General features: G+C 70.7%; 22 protein-coding genes. 15 read left to right on the forward strand and 7 right to left on the reverse strand.

All coding sequences use genetic code 11. The annotated features are described in order from the left end of the window. Positions 1-90: 90 nt before the first annotated feature. A complete protein-coding gene (locus CRP55_RS09570; protein WP_014688021.1) occupies positions 91-348 on the forward strand; it encodes a WhiB family transcriptional regulator in 258 nt (85 codons plus the stop codon). A 3-nt stretch (positions 349-351) separates the two neighbouring features. Here the strand turns inward: CRP55_RS09570 and CRP55_RS09575 are convergent, their stop codons facing one another. Then, positions 352-717, reverse strand: a complete 366-nt coding sequence (locus tag CRP55_RS09575; RefSeq protein ID WP_212986377.1) for a metallopeptidase family protein — start codon at positions 715-717, stop codon at positions 352-354. Positions 718-1,019: 302 nt separating this feature from the next. On the opposite strand from CRP55_RS09575, the gene CRP55_RS09580 reads away from it, so the two are divergent. Then, positions 1,020-1,385, forward strand: coding sequence for a DUF3499 domain-containing protein (locus tag CRP55_RS09580; RefSeq protein ID WP_097319338.1), 366 nt, complete (start codon positions 1,020-1,022; stop codon positions 1,383-1,385). Positions 1,386-1,442: 57 nt separating this feature from the next. On the opposite strand, the gene CRP55_RS09585 is transcribed toward CRP55_RS09580, so the two are convergent. The 5 genes from CRP55_RS09585 to CRP55_RS09605 form a co-directional block, all read right to left on the reverse strand. Further along, complete coding sequence (locus CRP55_RS09585; RefSeq protein ID WP_097319339.1) at positions 1,443-2,333, reverse strand: hypothetical protein; 891 nt, start codon at positions 2,331-2,333, stop codon at positions 1,443-1,445. Continuing rightward, complete coding sequence (locus CRP55_RS09590; protein ID WP_097319340.1) at positions 2,330-3,187, reverse strand: polysaccharide deacetylase family protein; 858 nt, start codon at positions 3,185-3,187, stop codon at positions 2,330-2,332. Before CRP55_RS09590 ends, CRP55_RS09585 begins: the two co-directional genes overlap by 4 nt. Positions 3,188-3,569: 382 nt before the next feature. Continuing rightward, on the reverse strand, positions 3,570-3,944 hold the full coding sequence (locus CRP55_RS09595; protein WP_097319341.1) for a DUF779 domain-containing protein: 375 nt from the start codon (positions 3,942-3,944) through the stop codon (positions 3,570-3,572). Positions 3,945-3,954: 10 nt separating this feature from the next. Continuing rightward, positions 3,955-5,478 carry an aldehyde dehydrogenase gene (adh, locus tag CRP55_RS09600; protein WP_097319342.1) on the reverse strand — a complete coding sequence of 508 codons (1,524 nt, stop codon included), beginning with the start codon at positions 5,476-5,478 and terminating at the stop codon, positions 3,955-3,957. Between the two features lie 34 nt (positions 5,479-5,512). After that, positions 5,513-6,781 carry a GAF domain-containing protein gene (locus CRP55_RS09605; RefSeq protein ID WP_097319343.1) on the reverse strand — a complete coding sequence of 423 codons (1,269 nt, stop codon included), beginning with the start codon at positions 6,779-6,781 and terminating at the stop codon, positions 5,513-5,515. A 146-nt stretch (positions 6,782-6,927) separates the two neighbouring features. Here CRP55_RS09605 and CRP55_RS09610 point away from each other — a divergent pair, with 146 nt between their 5' ends. From CRP55_RS09610 to hpf, 12 genes are all read left to right on the forward strand, one after another. Next, on the forward strand, positions 6,928-8,307 hold the full coding sequence (locus CRP55_RS09610) for a phosphomannomutase/phosphoglucomutase (protein WP_097319344.1): 1,380 nt from the start codon (positions 6,928-6,930) through the stop codon (positions 8,305-8,307). Positions 8,308-8,351: 44 nt separating this feature from the next. Continuing rightward, entirely contained in the window at positions 8,352-8,537 is a 186-nt protein-coding gene (locus CRP55_RS09615) for a Trm112 family protein (protein WP_097319345.1), read from the forward strand. Then, entirely contained in the window at positions 8,537-9,769 is a 1,233-nt protein-coding gene (locus CRP55_RS09620) for an SIS domain-containing protein (protein WP_438865774.1), read from the forward strand. Before CRP55_RS09615 ends, CRP55_RS09620 begins: the two co-directional genes overlap by 1 nt. A 76-nt stretch (positions 9,770-9,845) precedes the next feature. After that, positions 9,846-10,787, forward strand: coding sequence for a cation diffusion facilitator family transporter (locus CRP55_RS09625; RefSeq protein ID WP_097319346.1), 942 nt, complete (start codon positions 9,846-9,848; stop codon positions 10,785-10,787). 15 nt (positions 10,788-10,802) lie between these two features. Further along, positions 10,803-11,960, forward strand: coding sequence for a mannose-6-phosphate isomerase, class I (gene manA / locus CRP55_RS09630; protein ID WP_097319347.1), 1,158 nt, complete (start codon positions 10,803-10,805; stop codon positions 11,958-11,960). Positions 11,961-12,749: 789 nt separating this feature from the next. Then, positions 12,750-13,610, forward strand: a complete 861-nt coding sequence (locus CRP55_RS09635) for a helix-turn-helix domain-containing protein (RefSeq protein WP_097319348.1) — start codon at positions 12,750-12,752, stop codon at positions 13,608-13,610. Between the two features lie 39 nt (positions 13,611-13,649). Next, positions 13,650-13,853, forward strand: a complete 204-nt coding sequence (locus CRP55_RS09640; protein ID WP_097319349.1) for a DUF397 domain-containing protein — start codon at positions 13,650-13,652, stop codon at positions 13,851-13,853. Between the two features lie 131 nt (positions 13,854-13,984). Continuing rightward, positions 13,985-14,674 carry an MtrAB system response regulator MtrA gene (gene mtrA, locus CRP55_RS09645; RefSeq protein ID WP_097319350.1) on the forward strand — a complete coding sequence of 230 codons (690 nt, stop codon included), beginning with the start codon at positions 13,985-13,987 and terminating at the stop codon, positions 14,672-14,674. A gap of 21 nt (positions 14,675-14,695) precedes the next feature. Further along, positions 14,696-16,351 (forward strand): MtrAB system histidine kinase MtrB, encoded by a 1,656-nt coding sequence (gene mtrB, locus CRP55_RS09650; RefSeq protein WP_245922899.1) that lies wholly within the window; start codon positions 14,696-14,698, stop codon positions 16,349-16,351. After that, on the forward strand, positions 16,351-18,165 hold the full coding sequence (locus CRP55_RS09655; RefSeq protein WP_097319351.1) for an LpqB family beta-propeller domain-containing protein: 1,815 nt from the start codon (positions 16,351-16,353) through the stop codon (positions 18,163-18,165). Before mtrB ends, CRP55_RS09655 begins: the two co-directional genes overlap by 1 nt. Next, positions 18,162-18,947, forward strand: coding sequence for a ComF family protein (locus CRP55_RS09660; protein ID WP_245922900.1), 786 nt, complete (start codon positions 18,162-18,164; stop codon positions 18,945-18,947). Before CRP55_RS09655 ends, CRP55_RS09660 begins: the two co-directional genes overlap by 4 nt. Before the next feature lie 253 nt (positions 18,948-19,200). Next, positions 19,201-19,821, forward strand: coding sequence for a ribosome hibernation-promoting factor, HPF/YfiA family (hpf, locus tag CRP55_RS09665; protein ID WP_097319352.1), 621 nt, complete (start codon positions 19,201-19,203; stop codon positions 19,819-19,821). A gap of 24 nt (positions 19,822-19,845) precedes the next feature. Here hpf and CRP55_RS09670 read toward each other — a convergent pair whose 3' ends face one another. Then, the gene (locus CRP55_RS09670; protein WP_097319353.1) at positions 19,846-20,958 is read right to left on the reverse strand and encodes a GNAT family N-acetyltransferase; all 1,113 of its coding nucleotides are present in this window, start codon (positions 20,956-20,958) and stop codon (positions 19,846-19,848) included. Positions 20,959-21,106: 148 nt separating this feature from the next. Here CRP55_RS09670 and secA point away from each other — a divergent pair, with 148 nt between their 5' ends. Further along, positions 21,107-24,034: a preprotein translocase subunit SecA gene (gene secA / locus CRP55_RS09675; protein WP_097319354.1), complete on the forward strand. Its 2,928-nt coding sequence runs from the start codon at positions 21,107-21,109 to the stop codon at positions 24,032-24,034. Positions 24,035-24,090: the final 56 nt, after the last annotated feature.

Consider the following 24,090-nt stretch of genomic DNA (forward strand, 5'->3'; position numbering starts at 1 on the left):
CGCAAAATGCGCGGCTCACAAAAAACACGCTGCGTGCGTGGGGGGTCAGCGCCGGCATCGCTGCCGGTGCGGAAATTGGGAGGCACGCCGATGGAAGCGCAGGTTGAAGGGGTCGACCTGCTCGGGGACGCGCCCGAGTGGCAGGAGCGGGCGCTGTGCTCGCAGACCGACCCGGAGGCCTTCTTCCCGGAGAAGGGTGGGTCCACCCGGGAGGCAAAGAGGATCTGCGGCCGGTGCGAGGTCAAGGCCGAGTGCCTGGAATACGCGCTGGGTCATGACGAACGGTTCGGCATCTGGGGTGGACTGTCCGAGCGGGAACGTCGCAAGCTCAAGCGCAGGGTCGCCTGAGACTCAGGACAACTCGTCAGGGTCCACCCCGAGCAGGTTGGCTACCTGCTCGATGATCACATCGTGGACGAGGTCGGCGAGGTCCTCACGGTCCATCGCCCGGAATTCCAGCGGCCGCCGGTAGAGCACGATCCGTGGGGGGAGCTCCTGCCGGCCGGGGCGGCCGGGCAGCAGGCGGGCCAGTGGCACCTCGCCGTCCTCGAGCACGTCGGAGTCGTAGACGTTGAGATCGGGCGGCACGTCCTCGACCGCGAACTCGACGCCGGCGAGCTCTTTGGCATAGCGCCGCTCGAGGCCCTCGACGGTGTCGAGCACCAGGTCGTCGAAGATCTCGGCCTTGGTGCGGGCCAGGGGGACGGTCGCCGGCACCAGGCGCCCCCGCAGTCCGCGCCCGTGCCTGTCGCGCCGGGCGGGATGACCGGGGCCGGATCGGCGGGGCGACCGCGCCGGCTGATCGCTGCGGCTGCGTTCGGGGCTGGTGGTCACCGGACAACTCTAGTCCTCCGACGGTGTGACGGGCCCTCAGGTCGCGTCACAAGCGTGTCGTGCCCGAATTCGCCCCATCGGGGGCGGCGTGTCTGCCCGGCATCGCCGAATCGTGATGCATCGTGAGTCGGCGTGTCGCGGCCCTTCCGCGCCCTTGCGGGCCGTCGGGGCGATAACGTGCCGCCGTGAGGTCACCACGGCGCTGCTCCCGGAACGGCTGTCCCCGACAGGCGGTCGCCACGCTGACCTACGTCTACAGCGATTCGACCGCCGTCGTGGGCCCCCTCGCGGCGTTCGCCGAGCCACACACGTACGACCTGTGCGAGCCGCACGCCCGCAGCCTCACCGCCCCCCGAGGCTGGGACCTGGTGCGCCACGACGGCGATTTCGCCCCGCCGCCCCCCACCACCGACGACCTGGTCGCCCTGGCCGACGCCGTCCGCGAGGCGGCCCGCCCGGTCGCGCCGCCCCCGCGCACCGACGAGCAGGACACCCCCGGCCACCAGACCGGCCGCCGGGGACATCTGCGGGTGATCCCGCCCAGCCATTGAAACCACCCAGCCGGCACACGAAATGCCGCTGACCGCCCGGCGGACGTGGGGAATGCGTTAGAGGGCGGCTGGGTCCTCGTCGACGATGGCCAGCGGCGGGAACGTCGGTCCCCGGTCGATCAGGTGTGGGCGGCCCGGCGGCAGGACCGGGGCGAGCGCCCGGAACGCCGGCTCGGCGGTGATCGCGGTGTGGTCCCGGAAGCCGGCTGTGGTCCGGAGCAGGACGCCGCCACGAGCCAGGGGCCGCACTTCGGCGAAGGCCCCGCTAGCGGCCAGCCCGCCGGCGCCGCCGAGCCTGCCCACCAGCTCGGCCGGAACGACGGTCACCCAGTCGTATCCGCGCAGCGTCTCCCGGCACCGGCCGATGGTGTGCTCCGGCCCGCGCCGAGCCCGGTCGGGCGCCCATCGGTCGACGGCCTGCTCGACCGCGGTCCCGCCTCGCCACTGGTGATAGCCGATCTGGCCGTAGCCCGGGTTGACCCGGTCGGCGAATGCGGCGAACGCCCCGGCCCACTGCTCCTGGGCCGCCCGATCGAAGCGGGACACCCGCGTGTAGGCCGACAGCTGCAGCCACCCGGGCGACGCCTCGAACGGTTCGACGCCCAGGGACAGCCACCCGATCTGTGCGTGCACCTCGACGAGGGCGTCGCGCACCTGGCCGGCGAACCATGTCAGGCCGGCGTCCGACAGGATCCGGCTGCCGTTACGGACCTTGCCGTTGACCAGGCGCTTGACCTTGATCTCGCCGTAGGGGTCGCCGTCCCGGTATGCCTCGAGGACCGCCTTGACGGAGGCCGGCCAGGGCGCCATCCGGGCACGCTCCTCGGCCGCGAGGTGGCTCGTCATGTGTTCCACCCAGTCGCGGATGACGTACGGCAGGTCGCCGGCGCTCGCGTCGATGTCGAGGTGGGCGCCGATCGTGAAGTCGTGCCCGAGCGGGGTCGTCAAGGAAGGGCGATCAGCTGGAAACGCTTGCGGAGGTACGGCAGCAGCGTGCGGTACGCGGCGATCGTGTCCGGCTGCGCGTAGTCGTGGGACAGGATGATCGATCCCGGGTGGGTGTGCTTCTCGATCGTCGCGATGACCCGGGCCCGGTGGGCGGCCGACGACTCGCCCTTCTTGTGGTCCCAGTCGCGCGGGTCGAGCTTCCAGTAGATCGACGACATGTGCAGCTTGTTGGCCACCGAGACCAGGCGCGGCGTGAAGTTGCCGCCGGGGGCGCGGAAGTACTTGATCTTCCCGTTGGGCACGGCCCGGAGGATGGCATTGTTCGTGCGCAGCAGGTCGGTGCGGATCTTCGCCTCGGGATCCTTGCCGATCTTCAGGCTGTGGTTCCAGGTGTGGTTGCACAGGGTGTGACCGTCGGCGGCGATCTGGCGGACCAGGTCGGGGAACTTGGCCGCGTTCTTGCCGACCAGGCAGAAGGTGGCCTTGACGTGCTGCTGCTTGAGCATCTTCAGCAGTTGCGGCGTGGTCGCCGGGTCGGGGCCGTCGTCGAAGGTCAGCGCGACGCCCTTGGACCCGGTCATCGTGCGGCTGCCGGCCGGCCCGCCGGCGTACGAGATGCTCTTGCCGGTCGGCTGTTGACCCTTGGTGGGTTTTTTCTTCGGCGGCTTGACCGGGGCCTTCGTGGGGGTCTTGGACGGCGGCGCGGGCTTGACGGCGGCGGAGGCCGAGGGGGAGGGCGCGGGTGCGGCGACCGGTTCCTCGGACGTGGACTGGGCCGCGGCCCGGCCGGTCAGGCTCACCGCGAGTAACACCACACCGAGCAGCACGGCCTTCCTGGCACGCGACATCCGCATCACAACCTCCCCGAACCTTGCTTCTCCCGACGTTGCCGGGTTCGAGGGGCGTTCCGCTACATCTACGGTGCTTTCGGCACGATCTGGTGAGGTGTCAGTAGGTCGATCAGCTCCAAATAAGAGCGAAATAAGCCATTTGTCCGCGCGAGCAAGGAAGCGGCCGATGACAGCGAGGACCCGGCCGGCTACCGCGAGTACGGGAGCTAGGCGGCTGAAGGTTTTTCGCATGTCTCGCAGGCTGGCATACGCCCGGTAACGGAAGTTCGGCACACTCGTCCTCTGTGATCCGGCCCAAACGACACAGTGAAGTACGTGCGGGCAAGCCCCGAGGATCAAGGACGAGGCCGGGCCGCACGGCCGGCCCGGCCTCGAGCAGAGGGGATCACGATGCGAGTTCGGCCAACTCCTCAGAGGTGAGCAGGCGGGAACGGATCAGGAACCGTACGCCCTCGGGCGCCTCCAGCGAGAAGCCGGAACCGCGGCCGGGGACCACGTCCACCGTCAGGTGGGTGTGCTTCCAGAGCTCGAACTGCGACGACGACATCCAGAACGTGATCGGCTCGTCGACGCCGTCGATCTTCAGCGACTCGAGCAGCACGTCGGACTGGCCGGTGCGGAACTCGCCGTCCAGGTAGCACATGGGTGAGCTGCCGTCGCAGCACCCGCCGGACTGGTGGAACATCAGTGGACCGTGCTGCCCCCGCAGCCGCCGCATCATGTCGGCGGCCGCGGGGGTCACGTCTACGCGAGTGGCCATGGCCGCCGGCCTAGAAGAAGCCCATGGCCTTCGGGCTGTACGACACCAGCAGGTTCTTCGTCTGCTGGTAGTGGTCCAGCATCATCTTGTGGTTCTCGCGGCCGATGCCGGACTGCTTGTAGCCACCGAACGCGGCGTGCGCCGGGTAGAGGTGGTAGGAGTTCGTCCACACCCGACCGGCCTTGATCGCGCGGCCGGCCCGGTAGGCCAGGTTGATGTCGCGGGTCCACACGCCGGCGCCCAGGCCGTACAGCGTGTCGTTGGCGATCTTGATGGCGTCGGCGTAGTCGGCGAACGAGGTCACCGAGACGACCGGCCCGAAGATCTCCTCCTGGAAGATCCGCATCGAGTTGTTGCCCTCGAAGATCGTCGGCTGTACGTAGTAGCCGCCGGACAGGTTGCCGCCCAGGTCGGCCCGCGCGCCGCCGGTCAGCGCCTTGGCGCCCTCCTGCCGGCCGATGTCCAGGTACGACAGGATCTTCTCGAGCTGGTCGTTCGAGGCCTGCGCGCCGACCTGGGTGTCGGTGTCGAGCGGGTTGCCCTGCTTCAGGTTCTCGACCCGCTTCACGCCCGCGGCCAGATAATCGGGGTAGATGCTCTGCTGGATGAGCGCGCGCGACGGGCAGGTGCAGACCTCGCCCTGGTTGAGCGCGAACATCGCGAAGCCCTCGAGCGACTTGTCGTAGAAGTCGTCGTCGAGGCGGCTGATGTCCTCGAAGAAGATGTTCGGGCTCTTGCCGCCCAGCTCCAGAGTGACCGGGATGAGGTTCTCGGAGGCGTACTGCATGATCAGCCGGCCGGTGGTGGTCTCACCGGTGAAGGCGACCTTGGCCACCCGGTTGGACGAGGCGAGCGGCTTGCCGGCCTCGACGCCGAACCCGTTGACGATGTTCAGCACGCCCGGCGGCAGCAGGTCGGCCACGAGCGACAGCCAGTAGTGGATCGAGGCCGGGGTCTGCTCGGCCGGCTTGAGCACGACCGCGTTGCCGGCGGCCAGGGCCGGTGCGAGCTTCCAGACCGCCATGAGGATCGGGAAGTTCCACGGAATGATCTGGGCGACCACGCCGAGCGGCTCGTGGAAGTGGTAGGCGACGGTGTCGTCGTCGAGCTCGCCCGCGGTGCCCTCCTGGGCGCGGATGGCGCCGGCGAAGTAGCGGAAGTGGTCGATCGCCAGCGGGATGTCGGCGGCCAGGGTCTCGCGGACCGGCTTGCCGTTCTCCCACGCCTCGGCCACGGCGAGCTTCTCGAGGTTCGCCTCCATCCGGTCGGCGATCTTGTTGAGGATGACGGCCCGTTCGGCGGCCGAGGTGCGGCCCCACGCGTCGGCGGCGCCGTGCGCGGCGTCGAGCGCCTTCTCGACGTCCTCGGCGGTGCCCCGGGCGATCTCGCAGAAGTCCTGGCCGGTGACCGGTGACGGGTTGGTGAAGTATTGGCCCTTGGCCGGCGGCACGTATTCGCCGCCGATGAAGTGGTCGTACCGGGACTCGTAGTTGACGATGGCGCCGTCGGTGCCGGGCGCGGCGTACACGGTCATGGACTGCCTCCGTACCTTCTGGGTACGGGCGACGCTAATTACGCGGACGTTGCGAGAACGTTGCAAGACCGTATTCGAGGCTGAGCTCGCGGATGCGGGCGCGGGCCTGGGGATTCAAGGGCGAGAGTTTGGCGTACGCCTCCCAGACCGCCAGATCGTCCGATCCCCACGCCGAGTTGAGCCAGCCTCGCAGCACCTCGGTGTCGCGGCTGTTCAGCACGGCCGAGCGCAGCCGGCCGTCGACGAGGCGGCGCAGGCGCACGACTCCGGGCGCCTCCGAACCCGGGAGCAGCGGTCCCGCGTACTGACGCAAAGCCTCTTTGACGTTCTTGGCGTTCAGAAGGCCGAGGACGCCGCTGAAGTCGGCCTCGAGCTCGGCGCGCAGCCGGTAGGGGCGCGACTCCATCAGCTCGGGACCGAGCGTGCGGCGCAGCCGGGACAGCTCGGCCCGCACGGTGACCGGGTTGACCTCGTCGCCGTAGAGCTCGAAGCCCAGCTCCTCGCCGGTGCTGCCCTCGGGCCGGGCCAGCAGGAGCACGAGCAGCTCGGAATGCCGCCGGCCGAGCCGCCACCGGCGCCCGCCGAAGCTCAGCAGCGCCTCGTTGCGGCCCAGCGCCGAGACCGTGCCGGCGGTCGTCCTGGTGATGACGTGACCGCGCAGATAGGCCTCGGCGGCCAGCGCGGTCGCCCGGACCAGGGCCAGGCTGTGCGGGTTGGCCAGATGGTCGCCGCCGGTCACGTCGATCGCGCCCAGCAGGCCGCCGGTCGCCGGATCGTGGATCGGCGCGGCGGCGCAGGTCCAGCGCTGGACCTGCCGGCTGAAGTGCTCGGTCGCGAAGATCTGCAACGGATGGTCGACGGCCAGGGCCGTGCCCGGCGCGTTCGTGCCGGCGTGTGCCTCGTCCCAGCGGGCGCCCGGCACGAAGTTCATCCGCTCGGCGCCGCGCAGCACGCTCGCGCTGCCCTCGACCCAGAGCAGCCGGCCGTACGCGTCGCAGACCGCCATGAGGTGTTCGCCGTCCTCGGCCAGCCCGCCCAGCAGGTCGCGGAAGATCGGCATGACCCGGGCCAGGGGATGGGCCGCCCGGTAGGCCTCAAGCTCGCTGTCGCCGAGCTCGATCGGTGCGGTGCTGTCCGCGCTCGGCAGGGCCACCGCCGAGCGCTCCCAGGACGCCGCCACCACCGGGCGGATGCTGTTGGCCGCCTTGTCGCCCCCGACGAACCGTTCATGGGCGCGCCCGATCTGCCGGATGCGTTCGGCCGGGTCGGCGCCGGTGTCGAGGGCAAGCCAGGGGTTGGCCACAGGAGCACCTCCAGGGACACCATCATCGTGACCCGCATCACGCCGGACGACAAGCGCCACCCGTAATAGTGGCGCTGCGTGGTTCTGGCTTTTCGGACATCCGGCTCGGCTACTCTCGGCGGGTCATCAAAGGAGCAGGGGGAGCAGTGTCCGATCTGTCCGGCATCATCAAGGCGTACGACGTTCGCGGCACCGTCCCCGACCAGTTCGACGAGCGAACGGCCCGGGCCATCGGCACGGCCTTCGTCGAGATGCTCCGCGAGTCCGGCGACGACGCCGACCAGATCGTCGTCGCGCACGACATGCGCGAGTCCGGCCCCGGCCTGGTCGCCGCCTTCGCCCGCGGCGCCAACGCGAGCGGCACGGCCGTCGTCAACATCGGGCTGGCCTCGACCGACGAGCTCTACTACGCGTCCGGCTCGCTCGGCCTGCCCGGCGCGATGTTCACCGCCAGCCACAACCCGGCCAAGTACAACGGCATCAAGATGTGCCGGGCCGGCGCCAAGCCGGTCGGGCAGGACAGCGGCCTGGCCGTCGTCCGCCGCCGCGCCGAGCAGCTGCTCGACGACCTGAACGCCGAGGCCGACGGCCCGTCCCGGGTGGAGTCGCGCGACCTGCTGGCCGACTACGCGGCCCACCTGCGCTCGCTGGTCGACCTGTCCGGCATCCGGCCGCTCAAGGTCATCGTGGACGCCGGCAACGGCATGGGCGGGCACACGGTGCCGGCCGTCCTGGGCGACCAGGTGCTGCCCGCGCTGCCGCTTCAGATCGTCCCGCTCTACTTCGAACTGGACGGCTCGTTCCCCAACCACGAGGCCAACCCGCTCGACCCGGCCAACCTGGTCGACCTCCAGCGGGCCATCCGCGAGCAGGGCGCCGACATCGGCGTCGCGTTCGACGGCGACGCCGACCGCTGCTTCATCATCGACGAGAAGGGCGACCCGGTCTCGCCCTCGGCCATCACGGCGCTGGTCGCCAAGCGCGAGCTGGCCAAGTTCCCGGGCAGCACGGTCATCTACAACCTGATCACCTCGGCCGCGGTCCCCGAGATCATCACGGAGAACGGCGGCAAGCCGGTCCGCAGCCGGGTCGGCCACTCGTTCATCAAGGCCGAGATGGCCCGCACCAACGCGATCTTCGGCGGCGAGCACTCGGCCCACTACTACTTCCGCGACTTCTGGTTCGCCGACACCGGCATGCTGGCCGCCATGCACGTGCTGGCCGCGCTCGGCGGGCAGAGCAGCCCGCTGTCCGAGTTCGCCGCCGAGTTCGAGCGCTACTCGGCCTCCGGCGAGATCAACTCCACGGTCGACGACGCCAAGGCCCGGATCGCGGCCGTACGGAAGGTGTTCGCCGGCGCCGAGTTCGACGAGCTCGACGGCCTCACCGTCGCCCTGCCCGACGGCGCCTGGTTCAACCTGCGAGCGTCCAACACGGAGCCGCTGCTGCGCCTGAACGTCGAGGCCACCAAGCCCGACCGCATGGCATCGCTGCGCGACGAGGTGCTCGCGATCGTTCGCGGATAGGATCTGAGGGTTCGACAGCCCTCCGCGACAAAAGGAGCCGTTCGGTGGCCCTCGATCCGCAGTTGCTGGACATCCTGGCCTGCCCGGACACGCATCACGCGCCGTTGACGTACGACGCCGGTGCGCAGACCCTCACGTGCACCGAGTGCGGGCGCGTCTTCGAGGTCCGGGACGACATCCCGGTCCTCCTGCTCGACGAGGCCCGCGAGCCGCAGGGCGGTGCCTCCTGATGGCGGGTCCCCTGGAGGGCGGCGCGGCCGGGGTCCACGGGCACCGGCACGCCGACGAGAGCCTGCTCGACGACGAGAAGACCATGCTCGCCAGCGACCCGGGCGGCATGCTGCGGGCCACGGCGTCGGCCGGCGCCCAGGTGCGCGAGTCGGCGGCGCTGGCCGCCGAGACCGACCTGAGCATGCTGATCGACGAGGGCCGCCCCCGTGCGGTCGTCGTCGCCGGCATCGGCACGGCCGGGCTCACCGGCAACATCCTGGCCACCGTGGCCGGCCCCCGCTGCCCGGTGCCGATCATCGGCCACCGCAGCGCGGGCGTGCCCGGCTGGGTCGGCGCGGCCGACGTGGTCATCGCCGTCTCCGCCTCCGGCCGCAGCCCCGAGGCGCTGGCCGCGGCCGACGCGGCCGCCCGCCGCGGCGCCCGCCTGGTCGCCATCGGCAACCCCGACTCCGAGCTGCAGGCGGTGGCCGCCCGCGCCCGCGCGCCGTTCATCCCGGTGCCGCGCCGCGCGCCGGCCCGAGCCAGCCTGTGGGGCCTGACCGTGCCGGTGCTGCTCGCGGCCCGGGCCATCGGCCTGGTCAAGGTGACCGAGGCCGACCTGGCCGAGACCGCGACCCGGCTCGACGCCGACGCCGAGCGCTGCCGCCCGGCCGCCGACTCGTTCGTCAACCCGGCCAAGGAGCTCGCGCTCGGCCTGGCCGGCTCGATCCCGATCGTCTGGGGCTCGTCGCCGCTGGCCACCGTGGCCGCCCGCCGGTTCGCCGACACGCTGGCCGCCAACGCCCGCTACCCGGTGATGGCGGGCGCGCTGGGCGAGGCCGGCCGGGGCCGGGTGGGCCTGCTCGACGGCGTCTTCGGTGGCCTGGCCGAGTCGTCCCGCGACATCTTCGCCGACCCGGACGAGGACCAGGACGACTCCGCCAACACCCGCCTGCGCCTGGTCGTCTTCCGCGACGGTGGCCTCAACCCCGAGGACGACGCGGACGAGCCGGTCGCCGTCGAGGAGCGCCGCGCCGACGCGGTGCAGACCCTGGCCGAGCGCCGCGGCGTGCGCTGCGACGTGCTGACGGCCGAGGGCGGCTCGACCCTGGAGCGGCTCGCCTCGCTCACCTCGGTGCCCGACTTCGCGTCGCTCTACCTGGCCCTGGCCCACGGCCTCGACCCGATGGCCGTCCCGGCGATCAGCGAGATGAAGGAGCTTTCGAACCCGATGCCCGAGGCCATTCAGTGATGGAGCGCAGCGGAATCACCAATGTCACAGAGTGCCCGGCGCTTGCGGCGACGCGGAGCGCCAGCGGAGCGTTGTCGTGAGCGCAGAGGGTGGCACCAAGGCAATTCTGGCGGCTCTCACGGCAAACCTCGGCATCGCGGTCACGAAGTTCGTGGCGTGGCTGCTCACGAGCTCGTCGTCGATGCTCGCCGAGTCGATCCACTCGGTCGCCGACTCGGGCAACCAGCTCCTGCTGCTGATCGGCGGCAAGCGGTCGAAACGGCAGGCGACCCCCGAGCACCCGTTCGGCTTCGGCCGGGAGCGCTACATCTACGCGTTCATCGTGTCGATCGTGCTCTTCAGCGTCGGCGGGCTGTTCGCGCTCTACGAGGGCTACCACAAGGTCTCGCACCCGGAGCCGATCGAGTCCTGGCAGTGGGTGCCGGTGGCGGTGCTGGTCGTGGCGATCGGCCTGGAGTCGTACTCGTTCTACACGGCGATCAAGGAGTCGAACCACACCCGTGGCAAGACGTCCTGGGTCAACTTCGTGCGCCGGGCCAAGGCCCCCGAGCTGCCGGTGGTGCTGCTGGAAGACTCGGGCGCGCTGCTCGGCCTGGTCTTCGCGCTGTTCGGCGTGGCGCTCACGCTGATCACCGGCGACGGCACGTGGGACGGCATCGGCACGCTGCTGATCGGCGCCCTGCTGGTGGTCATCGCGGTGGTGCTGGCCATCGAGACGAAGAGCCTGCTGCTGGGCGAGGGCGCCAACCCCGAGGCGGTACGCCAGATCGAGCAGGCGGTGCTGGCCGGCGAGGGCATCGAGCGGATCATCCACATGAAGACGCTGCACCTCGGCCCCGAGGAGCTGCTGGTCGCGGTGAAGATCGCGGTGCCGAGCTCCGAGCGCGCCGACGAGGTGGCCCGCCACATCGACGAGACCGAGACGCGCATCCGCGAGGCGGTGCCGATCGCCCGGGTCATCTACATCGAGCCGGACATCTACCGCCCCGCCAACGCGACCGCCGCCAACGCTTCCTAAGGTAATTTGCCCGCTATGAGCGTCTTTCAGTTGACCGGGGCCGTCCGGCCGTACGCCTGGGGATCCCGCACCGTCATCGCCGAGCTGCAGGGCCGGCCCGCCCCCACCGAGGGGCCCGAGGCCGAGCTCTGGCTCGGCGCCCACCCCGGCGACCCGTCCACGGTCACCGGCCCGGACGGCCCGGTCACACTGGACGCGCTCATCGCCGCCGACCCCAAGGCCCAGCTCGGCGAGCAGGTGGAGGCCGCCTTCGGCCCCCGCCTGCCGTTCCTGCTGAAGGTCCTGGCCGCCGAGAGCCCACTCTCGCTGCAGGCCCACCCCGACCTGGAGTACGCGAAGCAGGCGTACGCCAGGCAGGAGGCCGACCCCTCCCTCCCGAAGAACTACACCGACGCCAACCACAAGCCGGAAATGCTGGTCGCGGTCACGCCGTTCGAGGCCCTGTGCGGCTTCCGTGACCCGGCCAAGGCGGCCGACGACATCGAAGCCTTCGCCGTGCCGTCGCTGGCGCCGGTGGTGACCGCGCTGCGCGGGGGAGACCTGCGCACGGCGGTCGAGACGCTGCTGAGCTGGCCCGCCGAGGACCGCCCGGCCCTGATCGAGGCGGTCGTCGCGGCCGCACCCGGCCATGCCCTGGTCACGTCGTTGGCCGCCCACTACCCGGGAGACCCGGGCGTGCTGGTGGCGCTCCTGCTCAACCACGTGCGCCTGGAGCCGGGCGAGGCGATCTGGATGCCGGCCGGCAACCTGCACGCCTACCTGCGCGGCGCCGGCGTCGAACTGATGGCCGCCAGCGACAACGTCCTCCGGGGCGGCCTCACCCCGAAACGGGTGGACGTGGCCGAGTTGCTGAACGTCCTGCGCTTCGAGGTCCTCGACGACCCGATCCTGCGTTCGGAGACGGTCGCCCCCGGCGTCGACACGTGGCCGGTCCCGGTCCCCGACTTCGTCCTGTACAGGGTCACCCTGGACGGCACCCGACCGCCCACGGAGGTCCCGGCCGCCGGCCCCCGCATCATCCTGTCCACCGCCGGCGACGTCTTCGTCGGCGAAAGCGTCGACGGCAACCCGGTCGAACTGACCCCCGGCACCGCCGCCTTCGCCTCGGCCGACGCCGGCCCCATCAAGGTCGCCGGCGCGGGCCAGGTCTTCGTAGCCGCCGTCCCCGCCTGACCGGCTCGCCTGGCTGGCGGTTCGCCTCCATCGGCTTCGCCCTGGCCGGTGCCTTGCCTGGCCGAGGTGGCCGGTCGCCCCAGGGGAGCCCGCAGTCGGCGGGGCTCCGGGGTTGCTCCCTTTGTGCACCCTGCGTCACCCCCGCAGCCTTCCAAAATAGGAAATTTCTGGATTTGCTTGACACGGGTATGTGCGGAGTGTGAATCTATAACCACGCAGCGTCATTGGTGATCGGGGGGTCCCACGGACGCGCGCGGTACCAAACCGGGGGGATGAACGGGGCGGCGGGTCTAGGCCTGCCGTCCCGTTCGCTATGTGCGCCCGCGGTTCGGCGGTGGGCGCGACAAAGGTAAGGGCCCGGGATTCGGGTGCTCGAGGCACGCAGCGATGAGGCGGCCGGGGTGACGGGCGGGAGCTGCCATTCGGCATCGGCGTTGCAAGGGGCTCGAGCCGCCCCAGTGAGGCCGGCCACGACGGGCCTCGCGGCCCGGGAGCCGGGTTGCCGCCCTTGCTTTTGTGGGCCGGCGGGCCCGTACTTCAGCCGCCGCCGCAACCGGATCACCCACCGCAACCATCGCAACTGGGGGGTCGCCCCCCAAATAGGCAACAGAGTCGAGCCCCGTCCGCCCGCCGGACGGGGCTCGATCTCTTCGGGTCCGGCTGAGTTTGCCGCCACTGCCGTTCCCGTCGTTCGGCCCCCTCATCCTTCATGGCCTCTGACCTGCATGCAAGTGCATAGCGTGGGATGCAAGTTGCAGACAGCGACCGATATCCCGTTATGGTGTTCGCGTGGCGAGGGCGACTTCGACGGCGCGGCGGGAGCTGGGCACCGAGTTGCGCCGTCTGCGTGCCGAGCGCAGGGGCGCGGCGGTGGCGACCGCGCTCGGCTGGTCCGAGTCGAAACTGTCGCGCATCGAGACGGCCCACACGGGCATCAGCGAGGACGATCTCGATCGGTTACTGACGATTTATGGCGTACGGGTCGAGGACCGTGACCGGCTGCGCGAGCTGGCCCGCCGCGGGCGCGCGCGGGCCTGGTGGACGCCGTACCGGTCGTCGGTGCCCGACCCGTACGACGAATATGTCGCTCTCGAGGCCGAGGCCGTCGCCATCAGCGAGTGGGAGTCGCAGATCGTTCCCGGTCTTCTCCAGACCGACGAGTACGCGCGGGCCGTGATCGAGGTCGGCGCCGATGTGGGCGACACCGAGACGATCCAGCGCCGGCTCGCCCTGCGGATGGCCCGGCAGGCCGTGCTGACCCGGGAGCCGCCGCCCCTGCTGCGGATCGTGCTCGACGAGGCCGTGCTGCATCGTGAGGTCGGCGGGCCCGAGGTTCTCCGGCGGCAGTTGGCGCGGCTCGTCGAGGCCAGCGAGCGGCCCGGTGTGGAGCTTCTCGTGCTTCCGTTCTCGGCCGGGGCGCACGCCGGCATGACCGAGTCGTTCATGGTTCTGGAGTTCGCGCCGGGCACCCGGTCGCCGATCGTGCACATCGAGGGGCTCACCGGTGGTCTCTTCCGGGTGAAGCCGCCGGATGTCGACGTCTATCGGGACGGGCTGTCTGACCTGCGGGAACGCGCGCTGTCGCCAGAGATGAGCCGAACGGCCATCGCTGAGAGGGAGGAAGCGTTGCGCCGGGTGGCCGCTCCGTGAGCTGAAATGGAGGCGAATCCATCCTGGAAGGGGCCCACGATGCAGGACGCCAACCTCACCTGGCGTAAGAGCACTCGAAGCGGAGCCGCCGGGCACTGCGTCGAGGTTGCCAACGTTCCGACGGCCGTGCTGGTCCGCGACTCGAAGGACGCGGCCGGCCCGGTCCTCGCCTTCGGTGACACCGATTGGTCGGGCTTCATCGCCGGCGTGCGGGCCGGTGAGTTCGACCGGCCCGGCGCCTGAGGCGAAGTGTGTGGGGCGGCCCTTTCGGGGGTCGCCCCGTCCTCCCGGGTGGCCTAAGCTGACCTGTGCATTCCGGCAAGATCGGCCCCGGGGTACGCGGGGTTCGGGAGGACAGTGCAATATTGGACCGCATGAGAGCCCGGGTACTCGTCGTCGATGACGACCCAGCGTTGGCCGAGATGCTCGGCATCGTCCTGCGCAGCGAGGGATTCCTGCCCTCGTTCGTCGCCGACGGTGAGCGCGCCCTGGCCGCCTTCCGGGAGAGCCGCCCCGACATCGTCCTGCTCGACCTCATGCTTCCGGGCATGAGCGGCATCGACGTGGCGCGCGCGATCCGCGGCGAGTCGGGCATCCCGATCGTCATGCTCACGGCCAAGAGCGACACCGTCGACGTGGTGCTCGGCCTCGAGTCGGGCGCCGACGACTACGTGGTCAAGCCGTTCAAGCCCAAGGAGCTGGTGGCCCGCATGCGGGCGCGGCTGCGCCGGGGCGAGGACGCGGCGCCCGAGATGCTCACCATCGGCCCGCCCGGCAACCAGATCACCATCGACGTCCCGGCCCACACGGTGTCGCGCGACGGCGAGGAGGTCAAGCTCACGCCGCTCGAGTTCGACCTGCTGGTGGCCCTGGCCCGCAAGCCGCGCCAGGTGTTCACCCGTGAGGTGCTGCTCGAGCAGGTCTGGGGCTACCGGCACGCGGCCGACACCCGCCTGGTGAACGTCCACGTGCAGCGGCTGCGCGCCAAGATCGAGCCAGATCCGGAGCGCCCCGAGATCATTTTGACGGTGCGGGGAGTCGGCTACAAAGCCGGCACGGGATAGGGAGCTACCCTTGCCCGCGTAATGCGCGCACCCGCCTGGCTTCCGATGCCCGTCCGCCGCACCCTTCGCGTGGTGCGGCGGTACTGGCGTGTGGCCGCGCGCCGGCTCGAGGTCCATTCCGCGCCGGCCCGCCGGGCGTGGCGGCGCTCGCTTCAGCTGCGCGTGGTCACCCTGACCCTGATCGCCTCCAGCCTGCTGGTCGGCGCGTTCGGCTGGTTCATCGCCGCCCGCAGCGCCACGATCCTGCTGACCCGCGCGCAGGAGGAGGCCAAGGTCTCCATGCGCAACAAGATCGATTACGCGGAGCAGCAGCTCACGGTCAACCCGCAGGCGAGCGACCCCAAGCTGCCGAACACGTTCGAGCTGATCGTCAGCCAGCTCGCCGACGGCGATCCGGCCGAGTCGGGCGGCTCGGTGGTCTCGATGCGGGCCGGGCAGTATCCCGAGCTGCGCGCGGCCACCCTGCCCAACGTGGGCACCGACGAGCTGATCACCCCCGAGTTGGCCCATGCCGTCTCCGACGACAGCAAAGAGGCCAGTCAGGTCGTCACGGCCACACTCAACGGGCGAACCACGAAATATCTGGCGTACGGGGCACCGGTGCGCACCAGCTTCGGCCACGTCGAGCTGTATTACATGATGCCGCTGACCACCGAGGACAGTGCGGCCAACCAGATCCGGACGACAGTGCTGGCCACCGGCATCGCGCTGGTCCTGCTGCTCGGCGTGGTGGCCGGCCTGGTCACCCGCCTGGTCGTCACCCCGGTGCGCATCGCCGCCCGCACCGCCCAGCGCCTCTCGGCCGGCCTGCTCGACCAGCGGATGAAAGTCGACGGCGAGGACGACCTGGCCCTGCTCGCCGCTTCGTTCAACCAGATGGCGGCCAACCTGCAGCGGCAGATCGTCCGGCTCGAGGAGCTGTCCCGCCTCCAGCGCCGGTTCACCTCCGACGTGTCGCACGAGCTGCGCACCCCGCTCACCACCGTCCGCATGGCGGCCGACCTGATCTTCGCCGAGCGCGACGAGTTCGACCCGGCCGTGGCCCGCAGCGCCGAGTTGCTCCAGGCCGAGCTCGACCGCTTCGAGAGCCTGCTGACCGACCTGCTGGAGATCAGCCGGTTCGACGCCGGCTTCGCCGCCCTCGACGCCGAGCACACCGACCTGGTGCCGATCGTCGAGCGGGTCGCCGAGCGGCTCACCGGCCTGGCCGACCGGGTCGGCGTCACCATCGAGCTGCGCGTGCCGGAGACGCCGGTGATCGCCGAGGTCGACCCGCGCCGGGTCGAGCGGGTGCTGCGCAACCTGGTCGGCAACGCCGTCGAGCACGGCGAGGGCCGGCCGGTCGTGGTCACCCTGGCCTCCGACGAGTCGGCCGTGGCGGTCACCGTTCGCGACCACGGCATCGGGCTCAAGCCGGGCGAGGAGCGGCTGGTCTTCAACCGGTTCTGGCGGGCCGACCCGTCGCGGGCCCGGCAGACCGGCGGCACCGGCCTCGGCCTGTCGATCAGCGCCGAGGACGCGCGGCTGCACGGCGGCTGGCTCGAGGCGTGGGGCTCGCCCGGTGAGGGCGCCCAGTTCCGGCTGACCCTGCCGGTGCGCTCGGGCGACCGCCTGCTGGCGGCGCCGCTCCCGTTGATCCCGCGCGACCGGGCTCCCGCGCCGGAGGAGGTGTCCTGATGCGCCGTCTTCTTGTCGGGGTCGTGGCGCTGGCCGTGCTCGTGCCCGGCGGCTGCGGCATACCCGACCGCAGCGAGGTGACCGTGATCGGCGACGGCCGGTCGGCCGGCGTCTCGGTCGAGGACGAGGCCCCGCCGCCCATCCAGTACAAGCGCGAGGCCGCCACCAACCCCCGCGAGCTGGTCCAGTACTACTTGCAGGCCGCGGCCGGCGACCCGCAGACCGCCCTCGAGCGCGTCAAGGCGTTCCTCGCCCCCGAGGAGGCGGCCGACTTCACCAACACCGACGTCCGGGTGGTGCGCGAGGCCGAGTCCATCCTCGGCGGCTATTCGCCGACCGACTCGGTCGTCACCATCACCGAGCAGCAGGTCGGCAACCTGACCAGCAACGGCGAGCTGGTGCCGGCCGCGCCGACGCCCGACTCGACCTACAAGATCAAGGTCGGCACGGTGGAGGGCCGGTCCGGCCTCTGGATCCTCGACGCGCCGCAGGTCATGCTGCTGACCGCCGACGCGCTGAGCGCGTTCTACCAGCGCCGGGCGATCTACTTCTGGAACAAGGACAACACCAGCCTGGTGCCCGACCTGCGCTACATGCCGCGCAGCGTGCCGGCGGTGCAGCAGCCGACGAAGATCCTGCAGTGGCTCGCCGCCGGGCCGTCCGACTGGCTCCGCGACTCCGTGCAGGCGCTGCCGCAGGGCACCGACGTGGCCGACAACATCCCGGCCGTCACCGACGAGACGCTCCAGATCAACCTGACCGCGCAGACCATCCCGGCCGGCAGCGACGCCGGTGCGATGGACCGGCTGCGGCGGCAGGTCCAGTGGTCGATCTACCCGGTCGTGCCCCGCACCCTGGAGATCAAGATCGGCCGGCAGGACCCGGTCAGCTTCAAGGACGGCGAATACCGCGAGAGCAACCTCGCCTACTTCCTGGACGACTCGCCCGAGCGCTTCGTGGTCTTCGGCGGGGCCGTCCGCCGGCTCAAGGAGACCCCGCGGGCCGAGGAACCGGTGCCGGTGCTCAAGGAGGCGGCCAACAAGGGCATCACCACGGCCGCCCTCAGCTCCTCGACGACGCACGAGTTCGCCGCGGTGGTCACCGGCTCGGGCAGCGGCCAGCGGCTGCGGGTCGCCGCCGCGCCCATCGGGCAGCAGGCCGACCTCAAGGAGGTCAAGCTCCAGGGCGCCCTCGGGCAGCCGGTCTGGGCGCAGACCGGCGGCACGGGCGCGGCCGGCGCGGTCGGCCTGATCACGGCGGGCGGGCACCTCTACAGCTTCGGCGCCGACGGCGGCGTGGCCCAGCGGGTCGAGTGGCAGGGCGACCCGGGCACGGTCACCGCGATCTCGGTGGCGCCCGACGGGCGGCGGGTGGCGCTGGTCAGCGGCGGGCGGCTCTATCGCACGGTGCTCAACAGCAGCGCCGACGGCGTCGCGATGAGCGGGCCCCAGCAGGTGCTGCCGCCCAACCTGAAATCGGTCACGGCGGTCGCCTGGAGCAGCCAGTCCTACCTGGCGGTGGCCGGCGTCCGGGCCGACAACAACCGGGTCTCGGTGATCGACGTGACGGTCGACGGCGCGCTCTCGGCGACCCGGCTCGCCGACATCGGCGCCGAGCCGGTGAGCTACCTGACGGCGTACCCGGAAAATCCGATCACCGGCACCGAGACCTCCGACTCGGAGGCGTACGTGGCCGGCGGCGAGGCCTGGGACGTGTTCAGCCAGCCCAACCCGATCACCAAGGCGAACCTCGCCGGCCCGGCGGTCAACGCGCCGGCCACGGTCAAGCCGACCGCGCCGCTCTACCTCAATTGAGCGTCCTCGCCGATCTCGCCGACCTGGTCCTGCCGAGCCCCTGCGCCGGCTGCGGGGCCGAAAGGGTGCCGCTGCGCCATGGTGCCTGCACCGAGTGCGCGGCCCGGCTGGAGGCGCTGCGGCCGTTCCGGACGGCGCCGACCCCACCGCCGCCCGGCATGCCGCCGTGCGTGGCCGTGGGTGCGTATGCGGGGCCGCTGAGGGGCGCGCTGCTGGCATACAAGGAGCGGGGCCGGCACCGGCTGGCCCGGCCGCTCGGCGCGCTCCTGGCGACCGCTGTGGCGGGCCTGGCGCCGCGCCGGCAGCCGGTGGTGCTGATCCCGGTGCCGTCGACCGCGGCGGCCCGCCGGGAACGGTACGGCGATCACATGACGCGGCTGGCCGCACACGCGGTGCGGCGGCTGCGCGCGGCCGGCTGGGAGGCTGACATCAGCCACCCGCTCGAAGCGTTACCCCGTCCTGACTCCACGTCACTGAGTGTGTCCGGCCGCCGTGCCGCGGCTGAGAGTTCGCTGCGAATCCGGCGGGCCCGAATCGGGTTTCCGCGACGCGCGACGCCGCGGAAAGGCACCCTTGTCGTAGTGGACGACATCGTCACGACCGGGGCCACGCTGGCCGCCGTGACGGGTCGCCTCGAGGAGGCGGAGATGCAGGTCACAGGCGCTGCCGTCCTGGCCGCTACCCAATTGCGGCGCTCGTCGCGCGGCGGTATCGCCGGATTGTCGCCCCGAGGCACCGAAAAGGTGGAACGTCCTGCATCTGGTATCCCGAACGAGGGGTGACGGGAGAGCATCGGCACGTTAGCGTCTTGGTGACGAGGGTAAGAGCTTCCGCCTACCCACACCGCCGGCAAGGCGCAGCGTTCCGCGAACCGCCGCACCGGAAAGGAGTCGTCTCATTCGCGATCGGTTACGCCCGGTGATCTGAAGATCCCGGCGTCGCCACATCAAGCACCACCGCGCGTCGCAGTTTTGGCGCCCCCGGCACCCGTCGATCAGGGCGCCCGCAAAACATGAACGTTGGGGGAGGTCACGAGTGGACATTGTCGTCAAGGGCCGCAACGTAGAGGTTCCCGATCACTACCGGGAGCACGTCGCCGACAAGCTGAGCAAGGTCGAGCGTTACGACCAGAAGCTGATGAGAGCGGACGTCGAGCTGTTCCACGAGCGCAATCCGCGCCAGTCGGACAATTGCCAGCGAGTCGAGATCACCGTCATGGCGAGAGGCCCGGTCATTCGCGCCGAAGCCTGCGCCAAGGACTTCTACGCAGCCCTGGACTGCGCCATCGCCAAACTCGACGGCAGGTTGCGCCGCTCGGCCGACCGCCGTCGCGTCCACCGCGGGCGCCGCGCGCCCGTCTCGGTGGCAGCCGCTACCGCGAGCCTGCCGACCGACCTCAGCCTGGCCCAGACGGCCGAGGAGACGTCATCCGTCGCCACCGCCCTGGCCGAGCACGACGAAGACCAGCCGTGGCGCATCGTGCGGGAGAAGGAACACCCCGCCGACCCGATGACCGTCGACGACGCTCTCTTCCAGATGGAGCTCGTCGGCCACGACTTCTATCTCTTCCTCGACAAGGACAGCGGCCGGCCCAGCGTCGTCTACCGGCGCCGCGGCTATGACTACGGCATCCTGTCGCTGGAGACCACGGGTTAGTCACCCATCAAAAGCCGAGGGCCTTCACCTGAGGAGGTCCTCGGCCAGGAGGACGTACTGCACGTCGTCGACCCGGCCACCGTCCGGGCCGGGCAGGCGCGAGCGCAGGTACGCCTCCTGCCGGAAGCCGGCCTTCTCCAGCACGCGCTGCGAGCCCTTGTTGGTCGGCAGCGCGCCGGCGATGAGCCGCGCCACGCCGGTCTCGGCGAAGACCCAGAGCGAGAGCAGCTGGGCGGCCCGGGTCGGGAAACCGCGGCCCCGGAACGCCGGCAGCATGCTGTATCCGATCATGGCCTGACCGGTCACCGGCTCGTCGTTGAACAGGCCGATGTCGCCGGCCGGCTCGCCCGTGACCGCGTCCTCGATCACCAGGTCGGCCCGCGTGCCGGCCAGCCAGTGTGCCTCGGCCCAGAAACAGCGCTGGCGGATCTTCTCCGGCGTCGGCGGCACCGGCGGCACGCTGGTGTTCACCACGTCGGGCAGCGAGCGCAGCTCGGTTAGGAAGGCGGTGTCGCCCGGGCCGAGCGGGCGCAGCCGCACCACGCCGTCGGTCAGCTCGCCGCCGGGCAGGTCGGGCAGCAGGCGCGGCACCGCCTCGCCGTCGTCGCTCGCGAGCCGGGCGAAGGCCAGCATGTCGTCGCGGCCGCCGTCCCGGTTGGGCTGGGCCCCGCGGCGTACGCCCTCACGCTGGTAGCCCGCGGCCAGCGCGACACGCTGGCTGACCGGGTTGTCCCAATGGGTCACCAGCTCCAGCCGGTGGAGACCGTGCTTGAAGGCGTGCGCGCTCATCGTACGTACGGCCGCGGTGGCCACCCCGCAGCCCCGGGCCCATGGCCCGACCCAATATCCGATCTCGGCCTGACCGCGGCTGGGCACCGCCTTGTCGAAGCCGACGCCGCCGAGCAGCTCGTCGGTCTCGGGGTCGGCGACCGCGTAGAAGGCGCCGCCCTCGGCGAACAGGGAGTCGATGCGCTCGACGATGAAGGTTTCGGCCTGCGCGACCGTGAAGGGCGACGGCACCACGGTCAGGAACCGCTGGGACATTTGATCGTTGTAGCCCTCGGCGAGTGCTTCGGCGTCCTCCGGCCGGAAAGCTCGCAGCCGCACCCCTTCACCGTTGATCTCCGCGCTTCGCACTTGGCCATCCTGCCCGAAGGACTGCGCTCTAAGCGAACTTGTTGCGCCGTTTCGCCCTATTTGTGCGGTTAACCGGAGGCTCGGGTCACAGCTTCGGAGGAAGGGTGCCTACCATGGTTCCGCAGACTGTCTAGGGGAGCGCTGACCCGTGTCGATTTTGGAAAAGGTCCTACGCGCCGGCGAAGGCCGCATGGTGCGACGGCTCAAGGCGATCGCGGAAGCGGTCAATTCGATCGAGGAAGACTATGTCGACCTCACGGATGACGAGTTGCGCGAGTGCACCCAGCAGTTCCAGGAGCGCTACGCGGACGGCGAGTCCCTCGACTCCCTGCTCCCGGAGGCGTTCGCGGTGGCCCGCGAGGGCGCCAAGCGGGTGCTCGGCCAGCGGGCGTACAACGTCCAGCTGATGGGCGGCGCCGCCCTGCACTTCGGCAACATCCCCGAGATGAAGACCGGTGAGGGCAAGACCCTGACCGGTGTGTTCCCGGCCTACCTCAACGCGTTGAGCGGCAAGGGCGTGCACATCATCACGGTGAACGACTACCTTGCACAGCGCGACGCCGAGTGGGTCGGCCGGGTGCACGTCTTCCTCGGCCTCACCGTCGGCGTGATCCTGCCCAACCGGCCCGCCGCGGAGCACCGCGAGGCCTACCTGTGCGACATCACGTACGGCACCAACAACGAGTTCGGCTTCGACTACCTGCGCGACAACATGGCGTGGTCGAAGGACGAGCTGGTGCAGCGCGGCCACAACTTCGCGATCGTCGACGAGGTCGACTCCATCCTGATCGACGAGGCGCGTACGCCGCTGATCATCTCCGGCCCGGCCGAGCACTCGGCCCGGTGGTACGGCGAGTTCGCGGCACTGGTCAACCGCCTCCAGCGTGGCAAGGAGGGCGAGGCCGACTACGACGTCGACGAGGCCAAGCGCACCATCGCGATCACCGAGCGCGGCGTGGCCAAGGTCGAGGACCGTCTCGGCATCGACAACCTCTACGAGTCGGTCAACACGCCGCTCGTCGGCTACCTCAACAACGCCATCAAGGCCAAGGAGCTGTACAAGCGGGACAAGGACTACATCGTCGACGAGGGCGGCGAGGTCCTGATCGTCGACGAGTTCACCGGCCGCATCCTGCATGGCCGCCGCTACAACGAGGGCATGCACCAGGCCATCGAGGCCAAGGAAGGTGTGGAGGTCAAGCAGGAGAACCAGACCCTGGCCACCATCACCCTGCAGAACTACTTCCGCCTCTACGACAAGCTCGGCGGCATGACCGGTACGGCGCAGACCGAGGCCGGCGAGTTCAACAGCGTCTACAAGGTCGGCGTCGTGTCCATCCCGACCCACCGGCCGATGATCCGCATCGACCACCCGGACGTCATCTACAAGACCGAGAAGGCCAAGTTCGACGCGGTCATCGAGGACATCGCCGAGCGCCACGCCACCGGCCAGCCGGTGCTGGTCGGCACGGTCTCGGTGGAAAACTCCGAGATCCTCTCGACGCTCCTGCGCCGCCGCGGCATCCCGCACAGCGTGCTGAACGCGAAGTTCCACGCCCAGGAAGCGACGATCATCGCCCAGGCCGGCCGTAAGGGCGGCGTCACGGTCGCCACGAACATGGCCGGCCGTGGTACGGACATCCTGCTCGGCGGCAACCCCGAGTTCCTCGCGGCCAACGACCTCCACCAGCGCGGCCTCGACCCGGTCGAGAGCCCGGAGGAGTACGCGAAGGCGCTCGAAGAGGTCCTGCCGACGTGGAAGGAGGCCTGCGAGGCCGAGGCGGCCGAGGTGCAGGCCGCGGGCGGTCTCTACGTGCTCGGCACCGAGCGCCACGACTCCCGCCGCATCGACAACCAGCTGCGCGGCCGCTCCGGCCGTCAGGGCGACCCGGGCGAGTCCCGGTTCTACCTGTCGCTGCAGGACGACCTGATGAAGCGGTTCCGGGCCGGCGCGGTCGAGGCGGTCATGGAGCGCTTCAACATCCCGGACGACGTGCCGATCGAGTCCAAGATGGTGACCCGCCAGATCCGCAGCGCGCAGACCCAGATCGAGGGCCAGAACGCGGAGATCCGCAAGAACGTCCTCAAGTACGACGAGGTCCTCAACAAGCAGCGCCAGGTCATCTACGCCGAGCGCCGCCGGGTGCTCGACGGCGAGGACATGCACGAGCAGGTCCAGCACATGATCGACGACGTGGTCACCGACTACGTCACGGGCGCCACCTCCGACGGCTACGCCGAGGACTGGGACCTCGACCAGCTCTGGACGAACCTCAAGCGCCTCTACCCGCTGACCGTGACGATCGAGGACATCGTCGACGAGTCCGGCGGCGAGCGTCAGACGATCGACCAGGAATTCCTGATCGCGCAGCTCAAGGACGACGCGCAGAAGGCGTACCAGGCGCGCGAGGAGGAGCTCGGCGCCGAGGCGGTGCGCGAGCTCGAGCGCCAGGTGCTGCTCAACGTGATCGACCGCAAGTGGCGCGAGCACCTCTACGAGATGGACTACCTGCAGGAAGGCATCAGCCTGCGGGCGTACGCCCAGCGCGACCCGGTGGTGGAGTACCAGCGCGAGGGCTTCGACATGTTCAACCAGATGATGGACGGCATCAAGGAGGAGGCGGTCGGCTACCTGTTCAACCTGGAGGTCCAGGTCGAGGAGCAGCCGACGGTGACGGTCGACCCGAGCAAGGCGGTTCCCCTGCCGGCGGGCGGCGTCATGGCCGACGAGGGCGCCAACGAGACCGAGTCCGACCGCGTCGAGGTCCGGGCCAAGGGTCTGGGCGACGCCCGGCGGCCGCAGAACCTCCAGTACACGGCGCCGGCCATCGACGGCGAGGCGGGCGAGGGCTCGCCGGTCATCCAGCCACAGCAGCAGCCGCAGGCGCCGGCCCTGGGCATCGGCCCGGGCGGCTCTCCCGTGCCGGCCAGCCCCGCGCACACCCCGGCCCCGCAGCGGCGCGGCGCGTCGGCGGCGGGCCAGCAGGAGTCGAACGGGCCGTCCCGCAACGCCCCCTGCTACTGCGGCTCGGGCAAGAAGTACAAGCGCTGCCACGGAGCACCCGGGGCAGTCTGATCCAGCGCTTCACACGGCCCGCCGGCGGTTTCCCGCCGGCGGGCCGTTCCGTGAGC

The organism is Paractinoplanes atraurantiacus, from assembly GCF_900215205.1.
GTDB classification, from domain to species: Bacteria; Actinomycetota; Actinomycetes; order Mycobacteriales; family Micromonosporaceae; genus Actinoplanes; species Actinoplanes atraurantiacus.